Source organism: Paenibacillus sp. FSL R7-0345, assembly GCF_038595055.1.
Classification (GTDB): Bacteria; Bacillota; Bacilli; order Paenibacillales; family Paenibacillaceae; genus Paenibacillus_AQ.
On sequence record NZ_CP152002.1, the window covers coordinates 1,374,716 to 1,393,372 of the forward strand.

Consider the following 18,657-nt stretch of genomic DNA (forward strand, 5'->3'; position numbering starts at 1 on the left):
GTCAAATTCAAAGAGATAAACAGGAGGTTACCATAACCGATGTCTAAAAAGATTAATTTTGACTACAGCAAAGCACTTTCCTTCTTTAACCAGCATGAAATTGACTACTTTGCTGCTCCGATTAAACTAGCCCATGAGCAACTGCATAACAAAACTGGGGCCGGCTCCGATTACCTGGGCTGGATCGATCTCCCGACCGCATATGACAAGGAAGAGTTCGCCCGTATTCAGGAAGCGGCCAAGAAGATCCAGAGTGATTCCGATGTTCTGATCGTTATCGGGATCGGTGGTTCTTATCTGGGAGCGCGTGCTGCAATTGAAGCACTTACTCATTCCTTCTACAATAACCTGCCTAAGGAACAGCGCAAGACGCCTGAAGTATACTTCGCAGGGAATAACATCAGCTCTACATACATCACGCACCTGCTTGACCTGGTTGAAGGCAAAGACTTCTCTGTTAACGTGATCTCCAAATCCGGGACAACCACTGAACCGGCAATTGCGTTCCGCATTTTTCGTGCAGCACTGGAGAAGAAATACGGCAAGGAAGAAGCACGCAAACGCATTTACGCTACTACTGACAAGGAGAAGGGCGCACTCAAGAAGCTGGCTACTGAAGAAGGCTACGAGTCGTTCATCATCCCTGACGATGTAGGCGGACGTTATTCCGTACTGACACCTGTAGGACTTCTGCCGATTGCTGTAGCAGGCATTAACATTGAAGAAATGATGCAGGGTGCCGCAGCCGCAGCCGATGAGTTCAACAATCCGGATGTAGCTACTAACCAGAGCTATCAATATGCTGCAGTGCGTAATGCATTGTACCGCAAAGGCAAGACTACAGAAATTCTGGTTAACTACGAGCCTTCCCTGCACTTTGTCTCCGAATGGTGGAAACAGCTGTACGGCGAAAGCGAAGGCAAGGATTACAAAGGAATTTATCCTTCTTCTGTTGACTTCTCGACAGATCTTCACTCCATGGGCCAGTTCATTCAGGAAGGTAACCGCAATATCTTCGAAACGGTTATCCAGGTTGAGCAGGTTCGTCACCACATTACGCTGGAAAGCGACGCTGACGATCTTGACGGATTGAACTTCCTGGCTGGTGAAACGGTTGATTTTGTTAACAAAAAGGCTTTCCAGGGAACGCTGCTGGCGCACACAGACGGTCAAGTGCCGAACCTGGTTGTGACCATTCCGGACCAAACTCCATATACTTTCGGTTATCTGGTTTACTTCTTTGAAAAAGCCTGCGGGATCAGCGGATACCTGCTTGGCGTTAATCCGTTTGACCAGCCGGGTGTGGAAGCGTACAAGAAGAACATGTTCGCACTGCTGGGCAAACCGGGCTACGAAAAAGAAAAAGCCGAGCTGGAATCCAGACTTACTGAATAGCACTACAGCACAGACGCAGATCATTCATATCATGTAGTAATTGGGAGCAGTCCATAGGTTATCCATACCGGGGCTGCTCCTAAACTATATCAAGTTATTAAATACAGGTAAGGACTGGATTAAGGATGCTTGAACAATATCGGACGGTGCGTTCTCCCGGGTCCCGGGAAGTCGTAATTCGTAAGTCGCGGTTTATCGGCCATGTAATGCCGGTGGACAATGAAGAAGAGGCTATGCAATTTATCGAAGACATCAAGAAGCAGCACCGCAATGCAACGCATAACTGCTCTGCTTACATGATTGGCGAAAGAGATGAAATTCAAAGACAGTCAGATGACGGGGAACCGAGTGGAACGGCCGGGAAACCGATTTTGGAAGTAATCCGCAACCAACAAGTTAAAAATGTGGCAATCGTCGTTACCCGTTATTTTGGAGGCATTATGCTGGGGGCAGGCGGACTTATCCGGGCATACGCTGACGGCGCTGTGCTGGCGCTTGAGGCTGGAGAAGTAATTACCCGGGTGCTGAGGCGCGAGATCTTCGTGCAGATTGACTACACGTGGCTGGGCAAGGTCGAGAATGAGCTGCGTGCCAAAGGCACCAAAACCGGGGAAACCTCCTTTACGGATACAGTAACGCTGCTGTGTCTGCCGCGAAACGATGAAGGTGACGCTTTTGTAGCATGGATAACGGATCTTACCCAGGGGCAAGCGCTGGTTACAGAAGGGCGGCGGCTTTACTTTAGCGAAGGGGAATAAATGATGGCAAGAAGAGCAGTGGAGCGGGAGTTGTCGAGAGAGAGGATTCTGGAGGCGGCCAGGCATCTGTTTATCACCAAAGGATACCGTGCAATTTCAATGCGCAGCATCGGACAGCATCTGGGATACAGCCATGGCTCACTCTATTATCATTTCAAAGAAAAGGCGGAGCTATTCTACGCCATTGTGGTTGAAGATTTCAATCATGTGGCCGCTCTGCTTAGTGAAGCAATGAATAACCCTCCTGAACAGGGCATGACCCGGGTGGAGCAGCTGGTGATGGAATTTATCCGTTTTGGACTCGATCACCCGCATCAGTATGAGATTATGTTTATGATCCGGGATGAAGAGCTTCTGGCTTATTGCCGTGCAGAACAGGGGCGATGTTTTGAGTTATTCGCAAGTATTGTGCGCAGGCATATGAAAGAAGAGGGCTATGTCTCCGAGGATTGGCAGAGTGTTCCGCTGACGTTGTTTTTGTCCGCCCACGGATTTATTTCTTATTATATCCAGGATAAAGTATCATTTGAAGATGTTAAACCGGCAGCCCTTAATCATATCAAGGTGCTCAGCCGCAGTCTCTAGGTTGCTCTTTTGTCGGGCTTTCCGCTTTAGGGCTGTGCATTGGTATAACTTTGCATAGTGAAAGTGTTATAGAAGCTATAAATTGCATAGAGGCGGCTCCGCCCGGAAATGGCGGAGCCGCATTTATTTCATTTTTCTGCAGAAAATGCTATCCCTCGATGATCTTTACATAATACTGGCGGTGTCTGGGCCCGTCGAACTCACAGAAATAAATGCCCTGCCAGCGGCCGAGCAGCAGCGCACCTTCATGAATAATGATGCTCTGGGACGGACCGGCAGTGATAGATTTCAAATGGGACGCAGTATTTCCCTCGGCATGGCGGTACTTCGGATGCTCCCAGGGATAGACCTCATCCAGTCTCATCAGCACATCATGCTTAACATCAGGATCGGCATTCTCGTTGATGGCAATACCTGCAGTGGTGTGTGGACAGTAGACAACGGCAATTCCGCTGCGCACACCGCTCTTTTTTACATAAGAGGCTACTTCCCGGGTTATATCACGTAACTCGTCCCGCTTACTGGTCGAAATTTCAATAGTTTGGAGCATAATGGTACCCCCTCCTTAATGCCTTCTACAATGAATATATTATAGTTTACCCCAAAATGAACGAAAGTAATTGACGGACACAATCAGCTTTGGTAAAGTAGTGATAATTATAATACCAAGTATATTAATAGGAATAATTATGGGCGTAATGGCTACTATACCGACCGGATATCCGGAGGTGGGAGGACGCATCAATTGAATTCGCTGCTTAGACACAAGGGCTGGACGTGGGGATTTCGCACAACGATTTTATTGTACTTTGTAGTGCTGATTGTTTTGCCGATACTCGGCGTATATTACAATTCCTTTTCGCTTGGCTTCAGCACCTTTATCGAAGCTGTAAGCGACCCGATTGCCTGGAAATCCGTACTGCTAACACTGAAGCTGGCGGTCATTGCTACGGTCATAAATGTCCTGCTGGGCACCATGATTGCCTGGGTGCTGATCCGCTACCGTTTCCCCGGTAAGGCGCTGCTGAACAGTCTGGTTGATCTGCCCTTTGCCCTGCCGACGGCAGTCGGGGGCCTGATGATTCTGCTGCTGCTGGGGCCGGGCAGTCTGATTGGCAGGCTGGCTGAGTCACTCGGCTTCGAGATTGTTTTCCATCAGCCGGCGATTGTCATTGCTATGATCTTCGTAACATTCCCGTTCGTGATCCGGGCGGTACAGCCTCTGCTGGAGGAGCTTGACCCTTCCGAGGAAGAAGCGGCCTATACGATGGGTGCTAAGAGCAGCCGGGTATTCCGGCAGGTGATTCTGCCTTCTATGGCTCCGGGGATGATTAGCGGCGGTATGCTGGCCTTCTCCCGGGCGCTGGCCGAATTCGGTGCAGTTGTGCTGGTAGCGGGCAATATTCCGGGCCGGACACTGGTATCTTCCGTTTTTATTTTCGGTGAAGTGGAAAGTGATAACCCGGTTGGTGCCGCTGCGGTGTCGGTCATTCTGCTGACCTTGTCCTTCCTGATTCTCTGGCTGATTAATTTGCTGCAGATGCGGGGGAGAAGATCATGAGAAGACTATGGATTATCCTTACCTATCTTGTATTCATTCTGCTGATTGCCGCCCCGCTGGGAAAAATGGCAACTGAGGCGTTCAAGGGCGGGTTCAGCGGATTCTGGGCATCATTGTCGAGGCCGGAGGCGCTGCATGCGCTAATGATGACGGGGTTCGTCGTAGTGGTAGTTACGCTGCTCAATACTCTATTTGGCATTATGCTGGCATTGTATCTGGTACGGGCCAACTGGCTGGGCAAACGGCTGAAGGGGCTGCTGAATAGCATTGTCGATCTGCCGTATGCTGTATCGCCGGTTATCGGCGGGCTGATGATCGTGCTGCTGCTCGGTCCGGACAGCGCGCTGGGAGCGCTTTTTGAACAAATCGGGGTCAATATTGTTTATGCTTTTCCCGGCATGGTCATTGCTACACTGTTCGTGACCTTCCCGCTGATGGTGCGCGAGGTAATGCCGGTGCTGCAGGAGATTGGTTCACAGCAGGAGGAAGCCGCTTCGACGCTCGGGGCTTACGGCTGGACGACCTTTTGGAAGGTGACCTGGCCTTCGATCCGCTGGGCGGTTATCTATGGCGTCATCCTGACGGTTGCCCGCTCGCTGGGTGAATTCGGGGCCGTGCTCGTGGTATCGGGTAACATTATGAATAAGACGCAGACTGCAACTACGCTGGTCTACCAGGATGTAGAGAACTTTAATGTAACCGCTGCGGGCGGTGTGGCTTTGGTGCTGGCGGCATTCTCCGCAGGTCTGCTGCTGCTTATGGAATGGAGTAAGAGAAGAAAGGGTGTGCATTAGGGATGCATGTAGAGGTTCGGGGACTAAATAAGCATTTTGGAGATTTTCACGCCGTGAAGGACGTTAATTTCGGCATTACCAAAGGTCATCTGATTGGCCTGCTCGGCCCAAGCGGCGGCGGCAAAACCTCGATTCTGCGCATGCTGGCAGGCCTGGAAACACCGGATAGCGGTGAAATTATTTTTCATGGCAAAACGGTTAACAATCTTCCGCCGCAGGAGCGTGAAATCGGCTTTGTGTTCCAGAACTACGCGCTCTTTAAGCACATGACTGTATATGAAAATATCGCTTTTGGGCTGAAGGTCAAGAAGGCGAACAAGAATACGATCCGTGACCGGGTTACTGAGCTCGTTGAGCTTACCGGACTTAAGGGGTTTGAAAAGCGGTATCCTCATCAGCTGTCCGGGGGGCAGCGCCAGCGTGTCGCTTTTGCCCGGGCGCTTGCGCCTGAGCCGCAGCTGCTGCTGCTGGATGAGCCGTTCGCGGCAATTGATGCGAAGATCCGCCAGGAGCTGCGCTCATGGCTGCGTGAGCTGATTGAGCGTGTCGGGATCACCTCGATCTTCGTTACGCATGACCAGGATGAGGCGATTGAAGTGGCCGATGAGATCATGATCATTAATCAGGGGCGGCTGGAGCAGAAGGGTACTCCGTGGGATATTTACAAAGAGCCGAAGACGCCGTTTGTGGCAACCTTTATCGGTGAATCGACACTGATCGAGAGCGCAAGCGAGCTGAAGGGCTTCAAGAATGCGGGCGGCGGAAAGCCGACCAAGGCGCTGATCCGTCCGGAATACATCGAGGTAGGTCATCTGAACGAGTTCAAAATGGCTTCAGCCACTGAGCAAGGCGTCGTGAAGCATCTGCATTTCCGCGGCAGCGAGTGGCTGGTCGAGGTAGAAGTGAACGGGCACAAGCTGGTAACCTACCGGTCGCTTGAGAAGGAGACACTTACACCGGGCCAGGAGATTTCCGTGCTGGTCCACCGTGCCTACCTGTTCAATGACGAACGCAGCTGGATTCAGGAAAACGGGCTGAAGGAAGATCCGATGCCTGTGTTTATCTAAGTAAAGGATGTGTGCCGGTATGAGGGTTCACAAAAGGAGCAGACAACTGCACGGATGGCTGGCAGCCCTAATGCTGGCATTGCTCGCACTGGCTCTGGCCGGCTGCGGAGACAGTAAGGAAACGGTGGATGGTGAAGCGGCTCCCCAGCAGGGAGATATTACTCTGGTAGTCGGAGCCTATAGCGTGGTGAAAGATGCGATGGCTGACATTCTGCCCCTGTTCGCAGCGGACTGGAAGGCCAAGACCGGCCAGACGATTGTTTTTCAGGAATCCTATGAAGCTTCGGGAACACAAGCCAGAGCCATTGCCGGCGGATTTGAAGCGGATGTAACCCTGCTCGCGCTTGAAGGGGATATTGAGAAGCTGGTCAAAGCGGGACTGGTGGCGGATACCTGGAAGGAGCACGGCGCGGACGGCATGATTACCCGTTCAGTGGTGGCACTGGGGACGCGTGAAGGCAACCCGAAGGGAATCAAGGACTTCTCCGATCTGGCCAAGCCGGGTGTGAAGGTGCTCTATCCCAACCCCAAGACCTCCGGCGGAGCGCAGTGGGATATCAACGCGATCTATGGAGCGGGGCTGAAGATGTCCGAGGAGCAGACCGGGGTAAAGGACCCTGCGGCTGCAAAAGCTTTTTTGGAGCAGGTACACGCCAACGTGGAATCTCTGGATAAAAGCGGGCGGGCCTCGATGGCGGCTTTTGAATACGGCGTAGGGGATGTCATCGTAACCTATGAAAATGAGCTGCTGGCGCGGATCGCCAAGGGCGTGAAGTATGAAGTAATCATCCCTAAAGATACGATTCTGATTGAAAATCCGGCGGCTGTCGTGGACAAATATGTCGATGAGCGGGGCACGCGGGAAGCTGCCGAGGCGCTGGTCGACTATCTGTCGACACCTGCTGCGCAGGAAGCGTTTGCCGAGCACGGCTTCCGTCCGGTGAACGAGCAGGTATATGCAGCCAATGAGAGCCGTTACCCGGTTCCGGCCGGGCTGTTCGGTATAGATTACCTCGGCGGCTGGACGGAAGTCCGGGAGACGCTGTATTCCAAGCGCGGCGTCTGGTATCAGGTGCTGGCGGGGATTTAGCGGCTGGAAGGCTGGCTGGTGGGTATGATTAAGTGAAGAAGCAGGGCCGTTCCTCCAGGGTTGAGGGGCGGCTTTTTTTGATGCGGACAACGGGGCGGAGTGGAGAGAGTGGATGAGATGAACCGCGATATGTACTATAATGAGGGTTACTAATCTTAGCTGTTTGAACTGAAGGAGCGAGGACGAATGGATACGTTGGTGTTTTTGGGGACAGGCGATGCAATGGGCGTACCCCGGGTGTACTGCAGCTGTGAGACCTGCATGGAGGCCAGAACAGGCGGGCAGAATGCCCGGCTGCGCTCATCCGTGCTTATAGATAACGGCAGTGATTTCTTTGCGATTGACTGCGGGCCGGACTGGCGGCGGCAGATGGAGCTGCAGGGGCTGCGCCATATGCGCAGGCTGCTGATTACCCATGCCCATTTCGACCATATCGGCGGGCTGCCGGAATGGGCGGATGCCTGCCGCTGGATGGGCTACAGAGGAGAGCTATATGCTCCGGCCGAGGTAATTCCTATTATTCTGCGGCAGTACCCGTGGCTCGGGGGCCACATTGATATGATTCCATGCGATAACGGGATTGAGCTGGACGGCTGGCAGATCAGCACCTGGCGGGTGAACCACGGCAAGAACGGCTACTCTTACGCCTACAAGCTGGAGAAAGCTGAGTATACGTGGGTGTATTGCTCAGACTCCATCTCACTCGGACCGGAGGAGTACGCTCCCATGCATGGAGCTGATCTGCTGGTGCTGGGCACCAGCTTCTACTATGAAGCCGCTGAGCTGTCCACCCGCTCCGTGTATGATATGACGGAAGCGGCAGAGCTGCTGAAGATAGTCCAGCCAGCCCGCACCGTCTATACGCATATGTCGCATGACGTTGACATCCGTAAAGACTACATTTTGCCGGAGGGCGTTACGCTGGCGGTTACGGGGATGAGGCTTGCGCTGGGGCGCGGGCAGAGTGAGGTTTAAGGGGCAGATGGCTTAAAGAGGTTAAATGAAAAGCAGAATTGCCTTTGATTCCGGCGCAGATGGCCAAATGAGGGAAATGAAGGGCATAAATGCCTTTGATTCCGGCGCAGATGGCCAAATGAGGGAAATGAAGGGCATAAATGCCTTTGATTCCGCCGCGGATAGCGAAATGGGCTAAATGAAGGGCATAAATACTCTTGATTCCGGCGCAGACGGCCAAATGAGGGAAATGAAGGGCATAAATGCCTTTGATTCCGGCACATAAGATAAATCACTTCCATAAAAAGGTTTTCCAAATATAATTCCGGAAAGGAGATTTGATTAGACAAGAGGAGGTTGACGATATGTCTGAACCGGTAATTCCGATTTTGCTTGATATTCCTGAGAGTATAGAGACGGAGAGGCTGCTGATCCGGGCTGCGCGCTGGGGTGACGGGGCGGAGATGAACGCGGCGATTATAGAGAGTCTGAAGGAGCTGAAGCCGTGGATGATTTTTGCCCAAAAGGCGCAGAAGCCTGAGGAAACTGAAATCTATGCACGGGAAGCGCGGATCAATTACTTAAAGCGCTCTAACATGCATATGAACATCTATAACAGGATTGACGGAACGTTTATCGGCTGCAGCGGACTTCATCATATTGACTGGGATATCCGCTCTTTTGAACTGGGATACTGGATCAAAACGGCCTGTTCAGGAAAAGGGTATATGACGGAGGCGGTCCATGCGATCACGAATTTCGCTATTCAGGAGCTTGAAGCTAACCGGATTGAAATCCGCTGCAGTGGCCTTAATGCCAAAAGTGCAGCCGTAGCGGAACGCGCCGGGTATAAGCTGGATGGTATTTTGCGGCTCAACACCCGCGGCTTTGACGGGGAACTGCATGACAGCAAGGTGTATGCAAAGGTGCGCGGAGCCGAATATTAGCCGGAAGACCGGACACTACTAAGGGGATTTAGAGGGCTACCCCGACCGGACTTGAGAGGAGTGGCAACAAAAAAGAAGGGTGCGCTGCGCCGGTTGATTTGTGAACCGGCGGCAGCGCACCCTTTTGTATAGGAGTAATTATTCTACTGTCTTCAAAATAAACTTGTCGATCGCATACTTCACGCCGTCTTCATTGTTGCTGAGGGTGACGAAATCTGCAATTTCCTTAAGGGCAGGAATGGCATTGGCCATCGCCACACCAAGACCGGCTGCTTCCAGCATCTCATGGTCATTCCAGGAATCGCCGACAGCAATCGTTTCGGACAGCTCGCAGCCGAAGTGGGCGGCCAGGAATTCAAGCGCAATGCCTTTGGTGCCTTCGCTATGCATGATCTCGAGGAAGTGTGGCTTCGATTTAGTGATGTGAACGGAATCGCCCAGCAGCTCACGCAGGATCGGGGACAGCTCGTCCAGGTAGGCAGGGTCGTCGATGATGAGCATTTTTGGGGTCTTTTGCGGAACAAGCTTATTCTCCCAGTCCGGCTCAATAAAGTATTGGGTGCGGTTCAGCTGGGAATATTCAATCAGCTTCTGGTTTTCCTCGCGTGCATACAGCTTGTCGTCGATATAAGTCTGCAGGTGCAGATCATGCTCCACACAATACTGGAAAAGCTTGCGCACTGCGTCCTGCGGTACATAACGCTCGTAGAGCACTTTTTCGTCCATCAGGTTCTTAACCAGCGCGCCCTGGTAAGTAATGATCGGCACATTGAGGCCGGTCTGGCGGGCAATAGCCTGGGCAGAAGCATAAGCGCGGCCGGTTGCCAGTGTAACTACAACGCCTGCAGCAACAGCCTGTTCGAGCGCGGTCTGTGTGGCAGGGGTTACTTCCTTGTCATCATTAATCAGTGTGTCATCGATGTCGATTGCAATCAATTTGTACATTCGCGTTCTCTCCTAAGGGTTATTGTTCTAGTATAAATGAAATTATGCGTCTGATGAAGCCAGGGGACCGGATTCCCCTTCAGCATGTCCGTCTTTGTCAGGCGCTGGACTGAGCTCGGCAGTAAGCATGGCCGCAAGGATGAGCAGACAGCCAAGCCCGGCGGACAACCCCAGCTTCTCACCACCAAAGACAAGTCCGGTAAAAGCGGCGAACACCGGCTCCATCGCGTAGATAATGGCCACCCGGGATGGTGTGGTGTATTTCTGGCAGGCCGTCTGAATCCAGAAGGCAAACGCGCTGGTCGGCCCGATAGAGATCAGCAGCGCCCAGAGCACGTCAGGCTCTCTGACCAGCTCCCTGCTCTGCAGCAGCGGGCCGCTGCCGTCAACAATCAGCGAGGCCACGATGCTGAGCAGACCGACAACAGCAAGCTGCAGCGCAGCCAGCGGCAGAGCCGGATAGCGCGGCGCATATACGCCGGTATAGGCAATCTGCAGAGCAAAAGCGACCGCACAGAGCAGAACCAGGCTGTCCCCGAGTCCAAGCGAGAATGCAGAACCGGTGAAGGTCAGCAGATACAGACCACCTACGGCAATAGCTGCACTGATCCACGTATAGCGGGAAATAGAATGCTTCAGCAGCGCGAGTGACAGGAAAGGAACAATCACGACGGACAGGCCGGTGATGAACCCGGTATTGGAGGTGCTGGTATACAGCAGCCCCATCGTCTGCAGACCGTAGCCCATGAACAGAAAAAGGCCCAGCAGCAGGGCATGCAGAACCATACGCCAGCTCAGCTGTTTCCATTCATGACGGTAAAAGACAGCCGTAATCAGCGCCAGCAGCAAGGCGGCGCCCGTGAACCGGATACTGTTGAAGGCGAGCGGCGGCAGTACCCTGACAGCGTGCTGGACGATCAGGAAGGTGCAGCCCCACATCAGCGCCACCAGCAGCAGGCTGAAATCAGCGATTCGTGAGCGGCTCACTATCGTCATCCTTTCATGAAATACAGAAAACGTATCAAGTTGTCCAAATTGTATCCTAAAACAAAGGGGAGGACAAGCCGAAACTATACAGAAGCCCGGCGGCTATAGGGTTTTGACATGTATAATGCAGCTGAATGCTGGACAAAAAAACGCTCTCTTAGTATACTTTGGTAACCGCACATTTGTTCTTATTTTGACATCCTAGAAAGGGGCGGTTTCAAAGATGATGGGCAAATCCCATTTTATTATCAGCACCGGGATTACGCTCTCTGTGATGAATCTGCTCGGTTACGAAATCACGGTTCCGGCTGTGGCTGTGGCGGCGGTCAGCTCGCTGCTGCCAGATATTGATGAGCCCAATTCGCTGCTGGTGCGCAGCGCTGTACCCGAATCGATGCTTAGGCTGCTGCAGGTGGCGTTGATCGGGGCAGGGATTTATCTGTATTTTGCCGGCATAGTTGATGCGCCATGGAATATCGTGCTGGCACTGCTGGTAGGCAGTGTATCGTTCCTCCCGGGCAGAAGGCTGCGGCAGCTGGTTATGCTGCTGATCGCCCTGGCGCTGTTCGCGTTCGCCGCTGATTACGATCCGTGGAATTACATCGCCGCCTGCATACTCATTGTAGCTTCTGTTGTCCCGCACCGGGGAATCACGCATACCCTGTATGCTGTAGCAGGCTGGGGAGTACTGCTGTACTTTGTTTCCCTTGGTATGAATGACGGCGGCAGCCTGTGGATTGCCGGAGCCATGTCATATGCGCTGCATCTGCTGGCTGACTCGCTGACCCAGCGCGGAATTACCCTGTTGCCGCCGCTGCCTTTCAAGCTGCGCCTGAAGCTGATGAGCACCGGGACGAAAAAGGGCAGCAAAGTGGAGAATGTATGCATTGTGCTCACGCTGCTGCTGGTTGCATATGTGTTCGTTATTACCCCTGTCTGAGGGGGACTCGCCGATAGGCATGATAAGGCTCTCCGCTGGCTGCAGCGGGGGCTTTTTTGTGTTTATAGGGAAACTTGCAGCTGTTTCGGGGGATAGGCAGATTCCCCGGACTACATGCCGTTTTTAGTAAAAAACCAGCCGACCCGGATCGTCCGGAAGGGCTGGTTTATTTTGCATACTAATCAGAGGTGTACCCGAAATGCTATTCCTCCAGGAATACCAGTCCGATGAAGTCCTCCGGCTCAATCCGCCCAAAATAATGCTTCAGATCAAGCCCGGACAGCGCTTCTCTGACCTCTGCATTCTCGTAACGATTGCCGCGCAAAGCATTCTCGACATCTACTACGTCACCGACGCCGAAGAAATCGCCGTAGATTTTGATATCTTTAATGTAGGAGTCCTCAATATCCATGCGGATATCGACCAGGCCGGCCGGGAATTTGCGGGTGTGCTTCACATTGCTCTTCGGCGACAGGCCGTAGTTCCAGTCCCAGTTCTGGTAGTGCTCCTTGGAAATTTCGTTAATGCGGACCCAGTCATCCATCGTCAGCTTGTACTGCGGAACCTCAGAAGGCTCCATGCCGAAGATCGATCGCAGCAGCCCGTCGCGGAACTCCTCAATGGTCATTTCTGTGTTGCCGAGCAGACCTTTAATATTAGCAACCCGGCTGCGCACGGACTTCGTGCTCTTGGATTTGAACTTCTCCGGATTTACGTTCAGGGAAGCTTGTACATCATCGAGGTTCAGGTCGAACATCAGGGTGCCATGGCTGAACATCCGTCCGCGGGTGGAGAACTGGGCGTTGCCGGATATTTTTTGCTCGCCGACCTGCAGGTCGTTGCGTCCGCTCAGCTCAGCGTTTACTCCCATGGACTGCAGATAGTCGATGACCGGCTGGGTAAATTTGAGGAAATTGTGGAACGATTCGCCGTCATCCTTGGTGATGAAGCTGAAATTCAGGTTGCCGAGGTCATGGTACACTGCTCCGCCACCGGAGAGCCGGCGCACGACCTGGATGTTGTTTTCTTTTACATATTCCTGATTGATCTCTTCAATTGTATTCTGGTGCTTGCCGATGATGATGGACGGGCTGTTGATATAAAAGAGCAGGTAGCTGTCGTCCATCGGGAGGTTTTTGAGCGCGAACTCCTCAATGGCCAGGTTGATCGAAGCATCTGTAATGCCGGTGTTATCAATAAAAAGCATAGTATATTCCTCCGCCTGTACATGGTTAACTACTGCATTTATTCTAAACTAAAAGCCCGCATTTCACAAAATAGAAAGTGTATTTCAGCATAGATGCACAGGGGCCCTGGAGCAGGGGCGATTTGTGCAGGCCGGTTACAATGGCAAAATGGTCCCACTTACATGATTGACGCGCTTCTGCGGTAAAGGCAATAATTGGGCTATAGATGTTTAATTCGAAGGTACGCTGAGGGAGTGAAATGATGCTTGAAAAATATGGCCACGGCGGCGATTTGCTGACGGCAGCGGAGCTTTACGGGGAAGGCGACAGAGATAGGGATAGTAACAGGGGGAGCGCTTTTGTTGATTTCAGCGCTAATATTAACCCGCTCGGTCCGCCGCCTGCCGTGCTGGAGCTGCTGCAGGATGCTGCTGCTGCCGTCACGGCATATCCTGATCCGGGGCACCGCCGGTTAAAGGCGCTGCTGGCCGCAGAGCTAGGCGTCAGCACAGAATGGATTACTGTGGGCAACGGGGCTGCGGAGTCCATGGCCCTGCTGCTGCTGGCTGCAGCACCGCGCAGGGTGGGGATCGTCGAGCCCTGCTTCTCCGAGTACCGCCAGCTGGCAGAGCAATTCGGCGCGGAGGTGCTCTCCGTTCAAGGAACGGAGAAGCAGATGTACCGGGCGGAGCCGGCGCAAATTGCCGGGCTGCTGGAGCAGGTGGATCTGCTGTTCCTCGGCCAGCCGAACAACCCCAACGGCGTCCAGTATGCGCTGGACGACCTGCGGCTCCTGGCCCGCAAGGCAGAGGCCTGCGGGACCTTGCTTGCCGTGGATGAAGCGTTCATTGACTTCATCCCGGAGGAGCGGCGGCAATCGCTGCTGCCGGAGCTGGCCGGGTTCCGTCATACGGTGCTGATCCGCTCGATGACGAAGTTTTTTGCCATTCCGGGGCTGCGGCTGGGGTTCACCATCGCAGCCCCGGAGCTTGCCGCGAGAATGAGCGGCAAGCAGGTGACCTGGAGCGTGAACGGGCTGGCGCAGCTGGCCGGGGAAGCGTGCCTGCGCAGCGGGCGCGGGTATACCGCGCGCACGCGGGCGCTGATCGCAGCAGAGCGGGAGCTGCTGCGGGCGGGCCTGGGGCGGCTCGGCTGCAGCGTGCCGCCGGGCGAAGCCAACTTCCTGCTGGCGGAGCTGCCGGAAGGGTGGACAGCTGCGGCCGCGCAGGAGCAGCTTGGCCGCCGGGGCATCCTCGTGCGCAGCTGCGCGATGTACCCGGGCCTGGCTGCCGGGCATATCCGCGTGGCCGTCAAGGGGCCGGAGGACAACGCCCGGCTGCTGCGGGAGCTGGAGGCAGTTTTGGCCGGGGAATGAGCCTGTGGCGGCCGGATGCCGCAAGGTTAGTGAATTAATGCTGGTGTTGTTGGATGCTGCTGTTTACCGTTGAATGCTACTGGATGCTACGGAATGCTACGGATATTCACTAATACGCGGGTATCCATCTGGCTGGGATAAGGGCAGCCAGGCTGAATAAGCGGGTGCCTACACAGTTTGGTAGAAGGCAGGTAACTGTCAGTGATGAAATTTGCTCTGCGGAGCATTTCAATTCAATTAAGTGGAATTCTGTCATTTATTTCGGGGCCAGGTCCTCTTGGGAAGAAACTAGGTGGAAAAAGGTCACTTAATTCCGTCATTTTTGCCCGTAGTTAGGATTTCAGACCGAAATAGGTGTGGTTTTTCCAACTAATCATCAAAACTGCGGAGAAATGAAGGAATTAGGTGTCAAAAATCCAACTAGTTGTTTGAGGTAGTGGAGCAGACCCTAACATAAACGGTATCGTGAGCGGAAGGAGTGGATAGTGAGAATAGAGGGAGCAGCATTGAATTATTGGAGTAAAAGTAGAGTAAGGGATTAAGAAGGGTACATGAGTAAGTAGAGTGTGCAAGCAAAGAAACCTAAAGTAAAAGTAAAGGGAAAGGGCGTGACTAGGTATGGCAGAAGTGAAGACTCCCTTTGAGCTTGCTGGCGGGGCGCGGACGTACCGTTCCGGCGTCTGGCCCGGGCTGGTGCTGGAGTGGAAAAAGGAGCACCTGCTGCTGGAGTTTCCGGCCGAAGCGGACAGCATTTCCAGTGCAGTGTACGGCGGAGGAGGAGGCCGGTTAAAGCGGGCTGTGAACCAGTATGTCCGCCGTGATTATGAGTGCAGCAATCCGGTACGCGATATGGAAAACAAGCTGGCAGAGTGGGGCTACCCGCTGGAGGGCTGCGCAGGCCTGATGACGGCAGTGCCGCTGGAGCATGCGGCGGTTGCGGAGGAGGATACCGGCTCTGCGGGAATCTTTTGCTGCGTAACTGCGGCTGCGGGCAACGCGGCCCGCGCCGGGGTAGAACGGAGTGTGCTGAAGGCTTACCGTCCGGGCACGATCAATATTATGCTTGGCATAGATGGTCTGCTGACTCCGTCGGCGATGGTGAACGCTGTAATTACGGCAACCGAAGCCAAGGCCGCTGCCCTGGCGGATCTCGGCATCACTGATTCCGAGAATGGACTGACCGCCACAGGCACGACGACAGATGCAATTGTGCTGGCAGTCAGCGGAAGCCGCCGTTACGGGGCGGAGCATGTGTACGCCGGTACAGCGACTGATCTCGGCGGAGCGATTGGCCGGCTGGTTTATGCAGCGGTAACAGGCAGCCTCCGCTCAGTGCTTGCTGTGCAGGAGCAGGCAAGGAAGACTGGGAAATGAGCATTCTTCTGCACGGGATGTGGAGCGCTCAGCAAACGGGCGCAGGTTCGCGGAAAATATGGAGCGCTCAGCAAACAAACGCCGGCTTGAGCAGAATGTGGAGAACTCCCCAAACAGAAGGTGCGCTGGGCCAAATAGTGCAGGCTCAACAAATAAGCACTGCGCCAGGCCGGCCACGGAGGACTTGCCCATGACGGCCGCAATCCAGCTGCTTGCAGCGTATATATTGGACCGCCTTATAGGCGATCCCCGCAGCCTGCCCCATCCGGTTGTGCTGATGGGAAAAGCAATTACCGCGCTGGAGCGGGCAATCCGCCGCTTAACTAGCCAACCGCGCAGCCTGAAGCGTGCCGGCATTCTGCTGCCCCTGCTGGTAGCAGGCGGAAGCTGGCTGGTAACAGCAGTGCTGCTCTGGCTGCTGTCCCGGATCTCGCTTTGGCTGGCGCTGGCGGCTGAAGCCTGGCTGATCTCTACAACCATTGCCTCCAAAGGACTGAAGGATGCAGGGACGGCGGTCTATGCAGAGCTGCAAAAAGGTGATCTTCCTGCAGCCAGGCAGGCGCTCGGCATGATCGTCGGCCGGGATACGGCACACCTGGACAGTCCGGAAATTGTGCGCGGTACGGTGGAGACGGTTGCCGAGAATATAGTGGATGCAATCATTTCTCCGCTGTTCTACGCGTTGCTTGGAGGTGCGCCGCTCGCTATGGCCTACCGCGCTGTGAACACACTGGATTCGATGGTCGGCTATAAGAACGACAAATACCTTAATCTCGGCTGGGCCTCTGCCCGGCTCGATGATGCAGCCAACTACATACCGGCGCGTATCACTGCGCTGCTGTTAACCCTCTGCGCCTGGCTGCTTCGGCTGGACTGGCGCAGATGCTGGCAGACCGTGCGGCGTGATGCCCGCCTGCATCCCAGCCCCAACAGCGGCTACCCCGAATCGGCAGTAGCCGGAGCACTGGGCATCCGCCTGGGAGGGGTGAACGTCTATCACGGTGTGGCCTCATTCCGCGCCTATATGGGCGAGTCCCTGCGCGCTCTGGAGCCGGACGATATTATTGTTACTTCCCGGCTGATGCTGCTTTCTTCCACTTTTTTTGTGGTCCTTTGTGCAGCGGCAGCCTTCATATGAAACGGGGGCTGAGCGGCTTAATATGAATAACTTGGGACGAGGGGAGTCTCGCGGCAAGCACACGGTAGAATTGGTACTGCTGCGCCATGGGCACACGCAGTGGAATAAGGAGCGCCGTTATCTGGGCAGCACCGATCTGCCGCTGCTGCCCGAAGAACGGGAGAAGCTGGCTGCGAGCAAAGAGCTGCCGGAGCTTACCGGCGAGTTCTGGCGGGTGTACTGCAGTGATCTGCTGCGCTGCAGGGAGACTTTGGAGGTAGTGGCGACAGCACTGGCAGCACGGGCTGTATACGATTCACGGCTGCGGGAAACTTCCTTCGGGGAGTGGGAGGGCTGCACTTATGAGCAGCTCAGCGATAATCCGCTGTATAGAAGCTGGATTGATGATCCGGCGGCGGTTACACCGCCGGGAGGAGAAGCCTGGACTGCTTTTACAGCCCGTCTGGAGCAGTTTCTGGCAACGCTGCTTCAGGAAGCAGGAGAATCAGAAACGCCAGCCGTAAACCGCCCTGATCCCCAAAGGGAAAGCGGGCAGCCAGGCAGTCAGGCAGCCGTCCTCCACAGTCATAAACCGCAGAAGCTGCGCGTATTGATCATCACCCACGGCGGCGTGATCCGCCATCTGCTGGCTGAGACACAGCCGGGCGTCACGTTCCGCACTGCAGCAGCACCGCCTCCGGGAACGGCGGTAGTCATTCAGCTGCAACACACGCCAACCCGCGCTTAGCGCGGGTTTTTGCTTTTTAAGCATACAGGCATAACAGCTTTAATCTATCTACTGGAAAGTCAGCCAACCCTCAGCCATGCGCCGGCCCAATTCTTTTGCCGAAGCAGCGTCATAATGCAGATAGTCACCTTTATGGGTGAGCCCAGCCGAATCCGCCAGAAAGAACTTGTCATAAACCGCGGCTGCTGACTCCAGCGCCACGTTAATCTGATCGGTATACGGGTATTCTGCCGGGCGGATGAATCCGCCCAATTTTGCCGCAACAAAAGGAACCTCCTCTGCATTCAGCTCCTTCCGCAGGCTGGTAATCAGGCTGAATAACCGGTCTTTGTAGACCGCCGCATCAGCCTCCAGTTCGGAATCGCTCTCCCCTTGGGCCCAAAGAATGCCGCTTAGCTGACCGCTCTCCAATGCCAGGCGTGCCCGGGAAACAGCCCGCTCATACAGGTCTCCGCCGGGTACCCAGCGCTCCATTTTTGTTCCGCCCACTGCACAGGGAATCAGCCCAACCTTCCCGCCGTTAAATGTGCTAAGAACCGTTCGTGCGAACGTCAGTCCGGGACCTACACCGACCAGCTCCGGCTTGTCATTATGTACCGGTTCTTTTGCGTTCAGCCAGACCCCGTTCCCGTCCAGCTTGTAGATATTTTTCTCAGGCTCCGCGTTTATGTCCGGTTCCTCCAGTACTCCCCTGCCGGCCATATTGGATTGTCCGATTAACAAGAATACGCGCATACTGCAACACCCCTGTTTATTTTTTCCACAGCTCTCAATTTCAAAAAGGATACTAGCACAGATAGATTAGAATGACAATGACCAGCGATACGGGAGAC

20 protein-coding genes are annotated in these 18,657 nt (G+C 54.2%); 15 read left to right on the forward strand and 5 right to left on the reverse strand.

Annotated features, from left to right (window positions below):
- Nucleotides 1-39 precede the first annotated feature (39 nt).
- From NST84_RS05910 to NST84_RS05920, 3 genes are all read left to right on the forward strand, one after another.
- Complete coding sequence (locus tag NST84_RS05910; RefSeq protein ID WP_342564695.1) at nucleotides 40-1,395, forward strand: glucose-6-phosphate isomerase; 1,356 nt, start codon at nucleotides 40-42, stop codon at nucleotides 1,393-1,395.
- A 125-nt stretch (nucleotides 1,396-1,520) separates the two neighbouring features.
- Complete coding sequence (locus NST84_RS05915) at nucleotides 1,521-2,153, forward strand: YigZ family protein (RefSeq protein WP_342564696.1); 633 nt, start codon at nucleotides 1,521-1,523, stop codon at nucleotides 2,151-2,153.
- 3 nt (nucleotides 2,154-2,156) lie between these two features.
- Nucleotides 2,157-2,738, forward strand: coding sequence for a TetR/AcrR family transcriptional regulator (locus NST84_RS05920; RefSeq protein WP_342564697.1), 582 nt, complete (start codon nucleotides 2,157-2,159; stop codon nucleotides 2,736-2,738).
- Nucleotides 2,739-2,886: 148 nt separating this feature from the next.
- On the opposite strand, the gene NST84_RS05925 is transcribed toward NST84_RS05920, so the two are convergent.
- A complete protein-coding gene (locus NST84_RS05925) occupies nucleotides 2,887-3,288 on the reverse strand; it encodes a secondary thiamine-phosphate synthase enzyme YjbQ (RefSeq protein ID WP_342564698.1) in 402 nt (133 codons plus the stop codon).
- 195 nt (nucleotides 3,289-3,483) lie between these two features.
- On the opposite strand from NST84_RS05925, the gene cysT reads away from it, so the two are divergent.
- From cysT to NST84_RS05960, 7 genes are all read left to right on the forward strand, one after another.
- Complete coding sequence (gene cysT / locus NST84_RS05930) at nucleotides 3,484-4,299, forward strand: sulfate ABC transporter permease subunit CysT (RefSeq protein WP_342564699.1); 816 nt, start codon at nucleotides 3,484-3,486, stop codon at nucleotides 4,297-4,299.
- Nucleotides 4,296-5,093, forward strand: a complete 798-nt coding sequence (locus tag NST84_RS05935) for a sulfate ABC transporter permease subunit (protein ID WP_342564700.1) — start codon at nucleotides 4,296-4,298, stop codon at nucleotides 5,091-5,093. The genes cysT and NST84_RS05935 overlap by 4 nt, the downstream gene beginning before the upstream one ends.
- A 2-nt stretch (nucleotides 5,094-5,095) precedes the next feature.
- Entirely contained in the window at nucleotides 5,096-6,160 is a 1,065-nt protein-coding gene (cysA, locus tag NST84_RS05940; protein WP_342564701.1) for a sulfate ABC transporter ATP-binding protein, read from the forward strand.
- Nucleotides 6,161-6,230: 70 nt separating this feature from the next.
- Entirely contained in the window at nucleotides 6,231-7,250 is a 1,020-nt protein-coding gene (locus NST84_RS05945) for a sulfate ABC transporter substrate-binding protein (RefSeq protein ID WP_342564702.1), read from the forward strand.
- A gap of 186 nt (nucleotides 7,251-7,436) precedes the next feature.
- Nucleotides 7,437-8,225 carry an MBL fold metallo-hydrolase gene (locus NST84_RS05950; protein ID WP_342564703.1) on the forward strand — a complete coding sequence of 263 codons (789 nt, stop codon included), beginning with the start codon at nucleotides 7,437-7,439 and terminating at the stop codon, nucleotides 8,223-8,225.
- Nucleotides 8,226-8,250: 25 nt separating this feature from the next.
- A complete protein-coding gene (locus NST84_RS05955; protein ID WP_342564704.1) occupies nucleotides 8,251-8,403 on the forward strand; it encodes a hypothetical protein in 153 nt (50 codons plus the stop codon).
- A gap of 166 nt (nucleotides 8,404-8,569) precedes the next feature.
- A complete protein-coding gene (locus NST84_RS05960; protein ID WP_342564705.1) occupies nucleotides 8,570-9,151 on the forward strand; it encodes a GNAT family N-acetyltransferase in 582 nt (193 codons plus the stop codon).
- A 138-nt stretch (nucleotides 9,152-9,289) separates the two neighbouring features.
- Here the strand turns inward: NST84_RS05960 and NST84_RS05965 are convergent, their stop codons facing one another.
- Both NST84_RS05965 and NST84_RS05970 read right to left on the reverse strand, forming a co-directional pair.
- On the reverse strand, nucleotides 9,290-10,096 hold the full coding sequence (locus NST84_RS05965; RefSeq protein WP_342564706.1) for a Cof-type HAD-IIB family hydrolase: 807 nt from the start codon (nucleotides 10,094-10,096) through the stop codon (nucleotides 9,290-9,292).
- A gap of 42 nt (nucleotides 10,097-10,138) precedes the next feature.
- Nucleotides 10,139-11,083, reverse strand: coding sequence for a DMT family transporter (locus NST84_RS05970; protein WP_342564707.1), 945 nt, complete (start codon nucleotides 11,081-11,083; stop codon nucleotides 10,139-10,141).
- A gap of 223 nt (nucleotides 11,084-11,306) precedes the next feature.
- On the opposite strand from NST84_RS05970, the gene NST84_RS05975 reads away from it, so the two are divergent.
- Nucleotides 11,307-12,023, forward strand: coding sequence for a metal-dependent hydrolase (locus NST84_RS05975; protein ID WP_342564708.1), 717 nt, complete (start codon nucleotides 11,307-11,309; stop codon nucleotides 12,021-12,023).
- 202 nt (nucleotides 12,024-12,225) lie between these two features.
- On the opposite strand, the gene NST84_RS05980 is transcribed toward NST84_RS05975, so the two are convergent.
- Nucleotides 12,226-13,230 (reverse strand): lipoate--protein ligase, encoded by a 1,005-nt coding sequence (locus NST84_RS05980; protein ID WP_342564709.1) that lies wholly within the window; start codon nucleotides 13,228-13,230, stop codon nucleotides 12,226-12,228.
- A gap of 242 nt (nucleotides 13,231-13,472) precedes the next feature.
- Between NST84_RS05980 and cobD the strand changes: the two genes are divergently transcribed.
- From cobD to NST84_RS06000, 4 genes are all read left to right on the forward strand, one after another.
- Complete coding sequence (cobD, locus tag NST84_RS05985; protein ID WP_342564710.1) at nucleotides 13,473-14,585, forward strand: threonine-phosphate decarboxylase CobD; 1,113 nt, start codon at nucleotides 13,473-13,475, stop codon at nucleotides 14,583-14,585.
- A gap of 618 nt (nucleotides 14,586-15,203) precedes the next feature.
- A complete protein-coding gene (locus NST84_RS05990; protein ID WP_342564711.1) occupies nucleotides 15,204-15,959 on the forward strand; it encodes an adenosylcobinamide amidohydrolase in 756 nt (251 codons plus the stop codon).
- A 190-nt stretch (nucleotides 15,960-16,149) separates the two neighbouring features.
- Nucleotides 16,150-17,097, forward strand: a complete 948-nt coding sequence (gene cbiB, locus NST84_RS05995; RefSeq protein ID WP_342564712.1) for an adenosylcobinamide-phosphate synthase CbiB — start codon at nucleotides 16,150-16,152, stop codon at nucleotides 17,095-17,097.
- A gap of 22 nt (nucleotides 17,098-17,119) precedes the next feature.
- Nucleotides 17,120-17,824 (forward strand): histidine phosphatase family protein, encoded by a 705-nt coding sequence (locus NST84_RS06000; RefSeq protein ID WP_342564713.1) that lies wholly within the window; start codon nucleotides 17,120-17,122, stop codon nucleotides 17,822-17,824.
- A gap of 48 nt (nucleotides 17,825-17,872) precedes the next feature.
- Here the strand turns inward: NST84_RS06000 and NST84_RS06005 are convergent, their stop codons facing one another.
- Nucleotides 17,873-18,559 (reverse strand): sialate O-acetylesterase, encoded by a 687-nt coding sequence (locus NST84_RS06005; RefSeq protein WP_342564714.1) that lies wholly within the window; start codon nucleotides 18,557-18,559, stop codon nucleotides 17,873-17,875.
- Nucleotides 18,560-18,657: the final 98 nt, after the last annotated feature.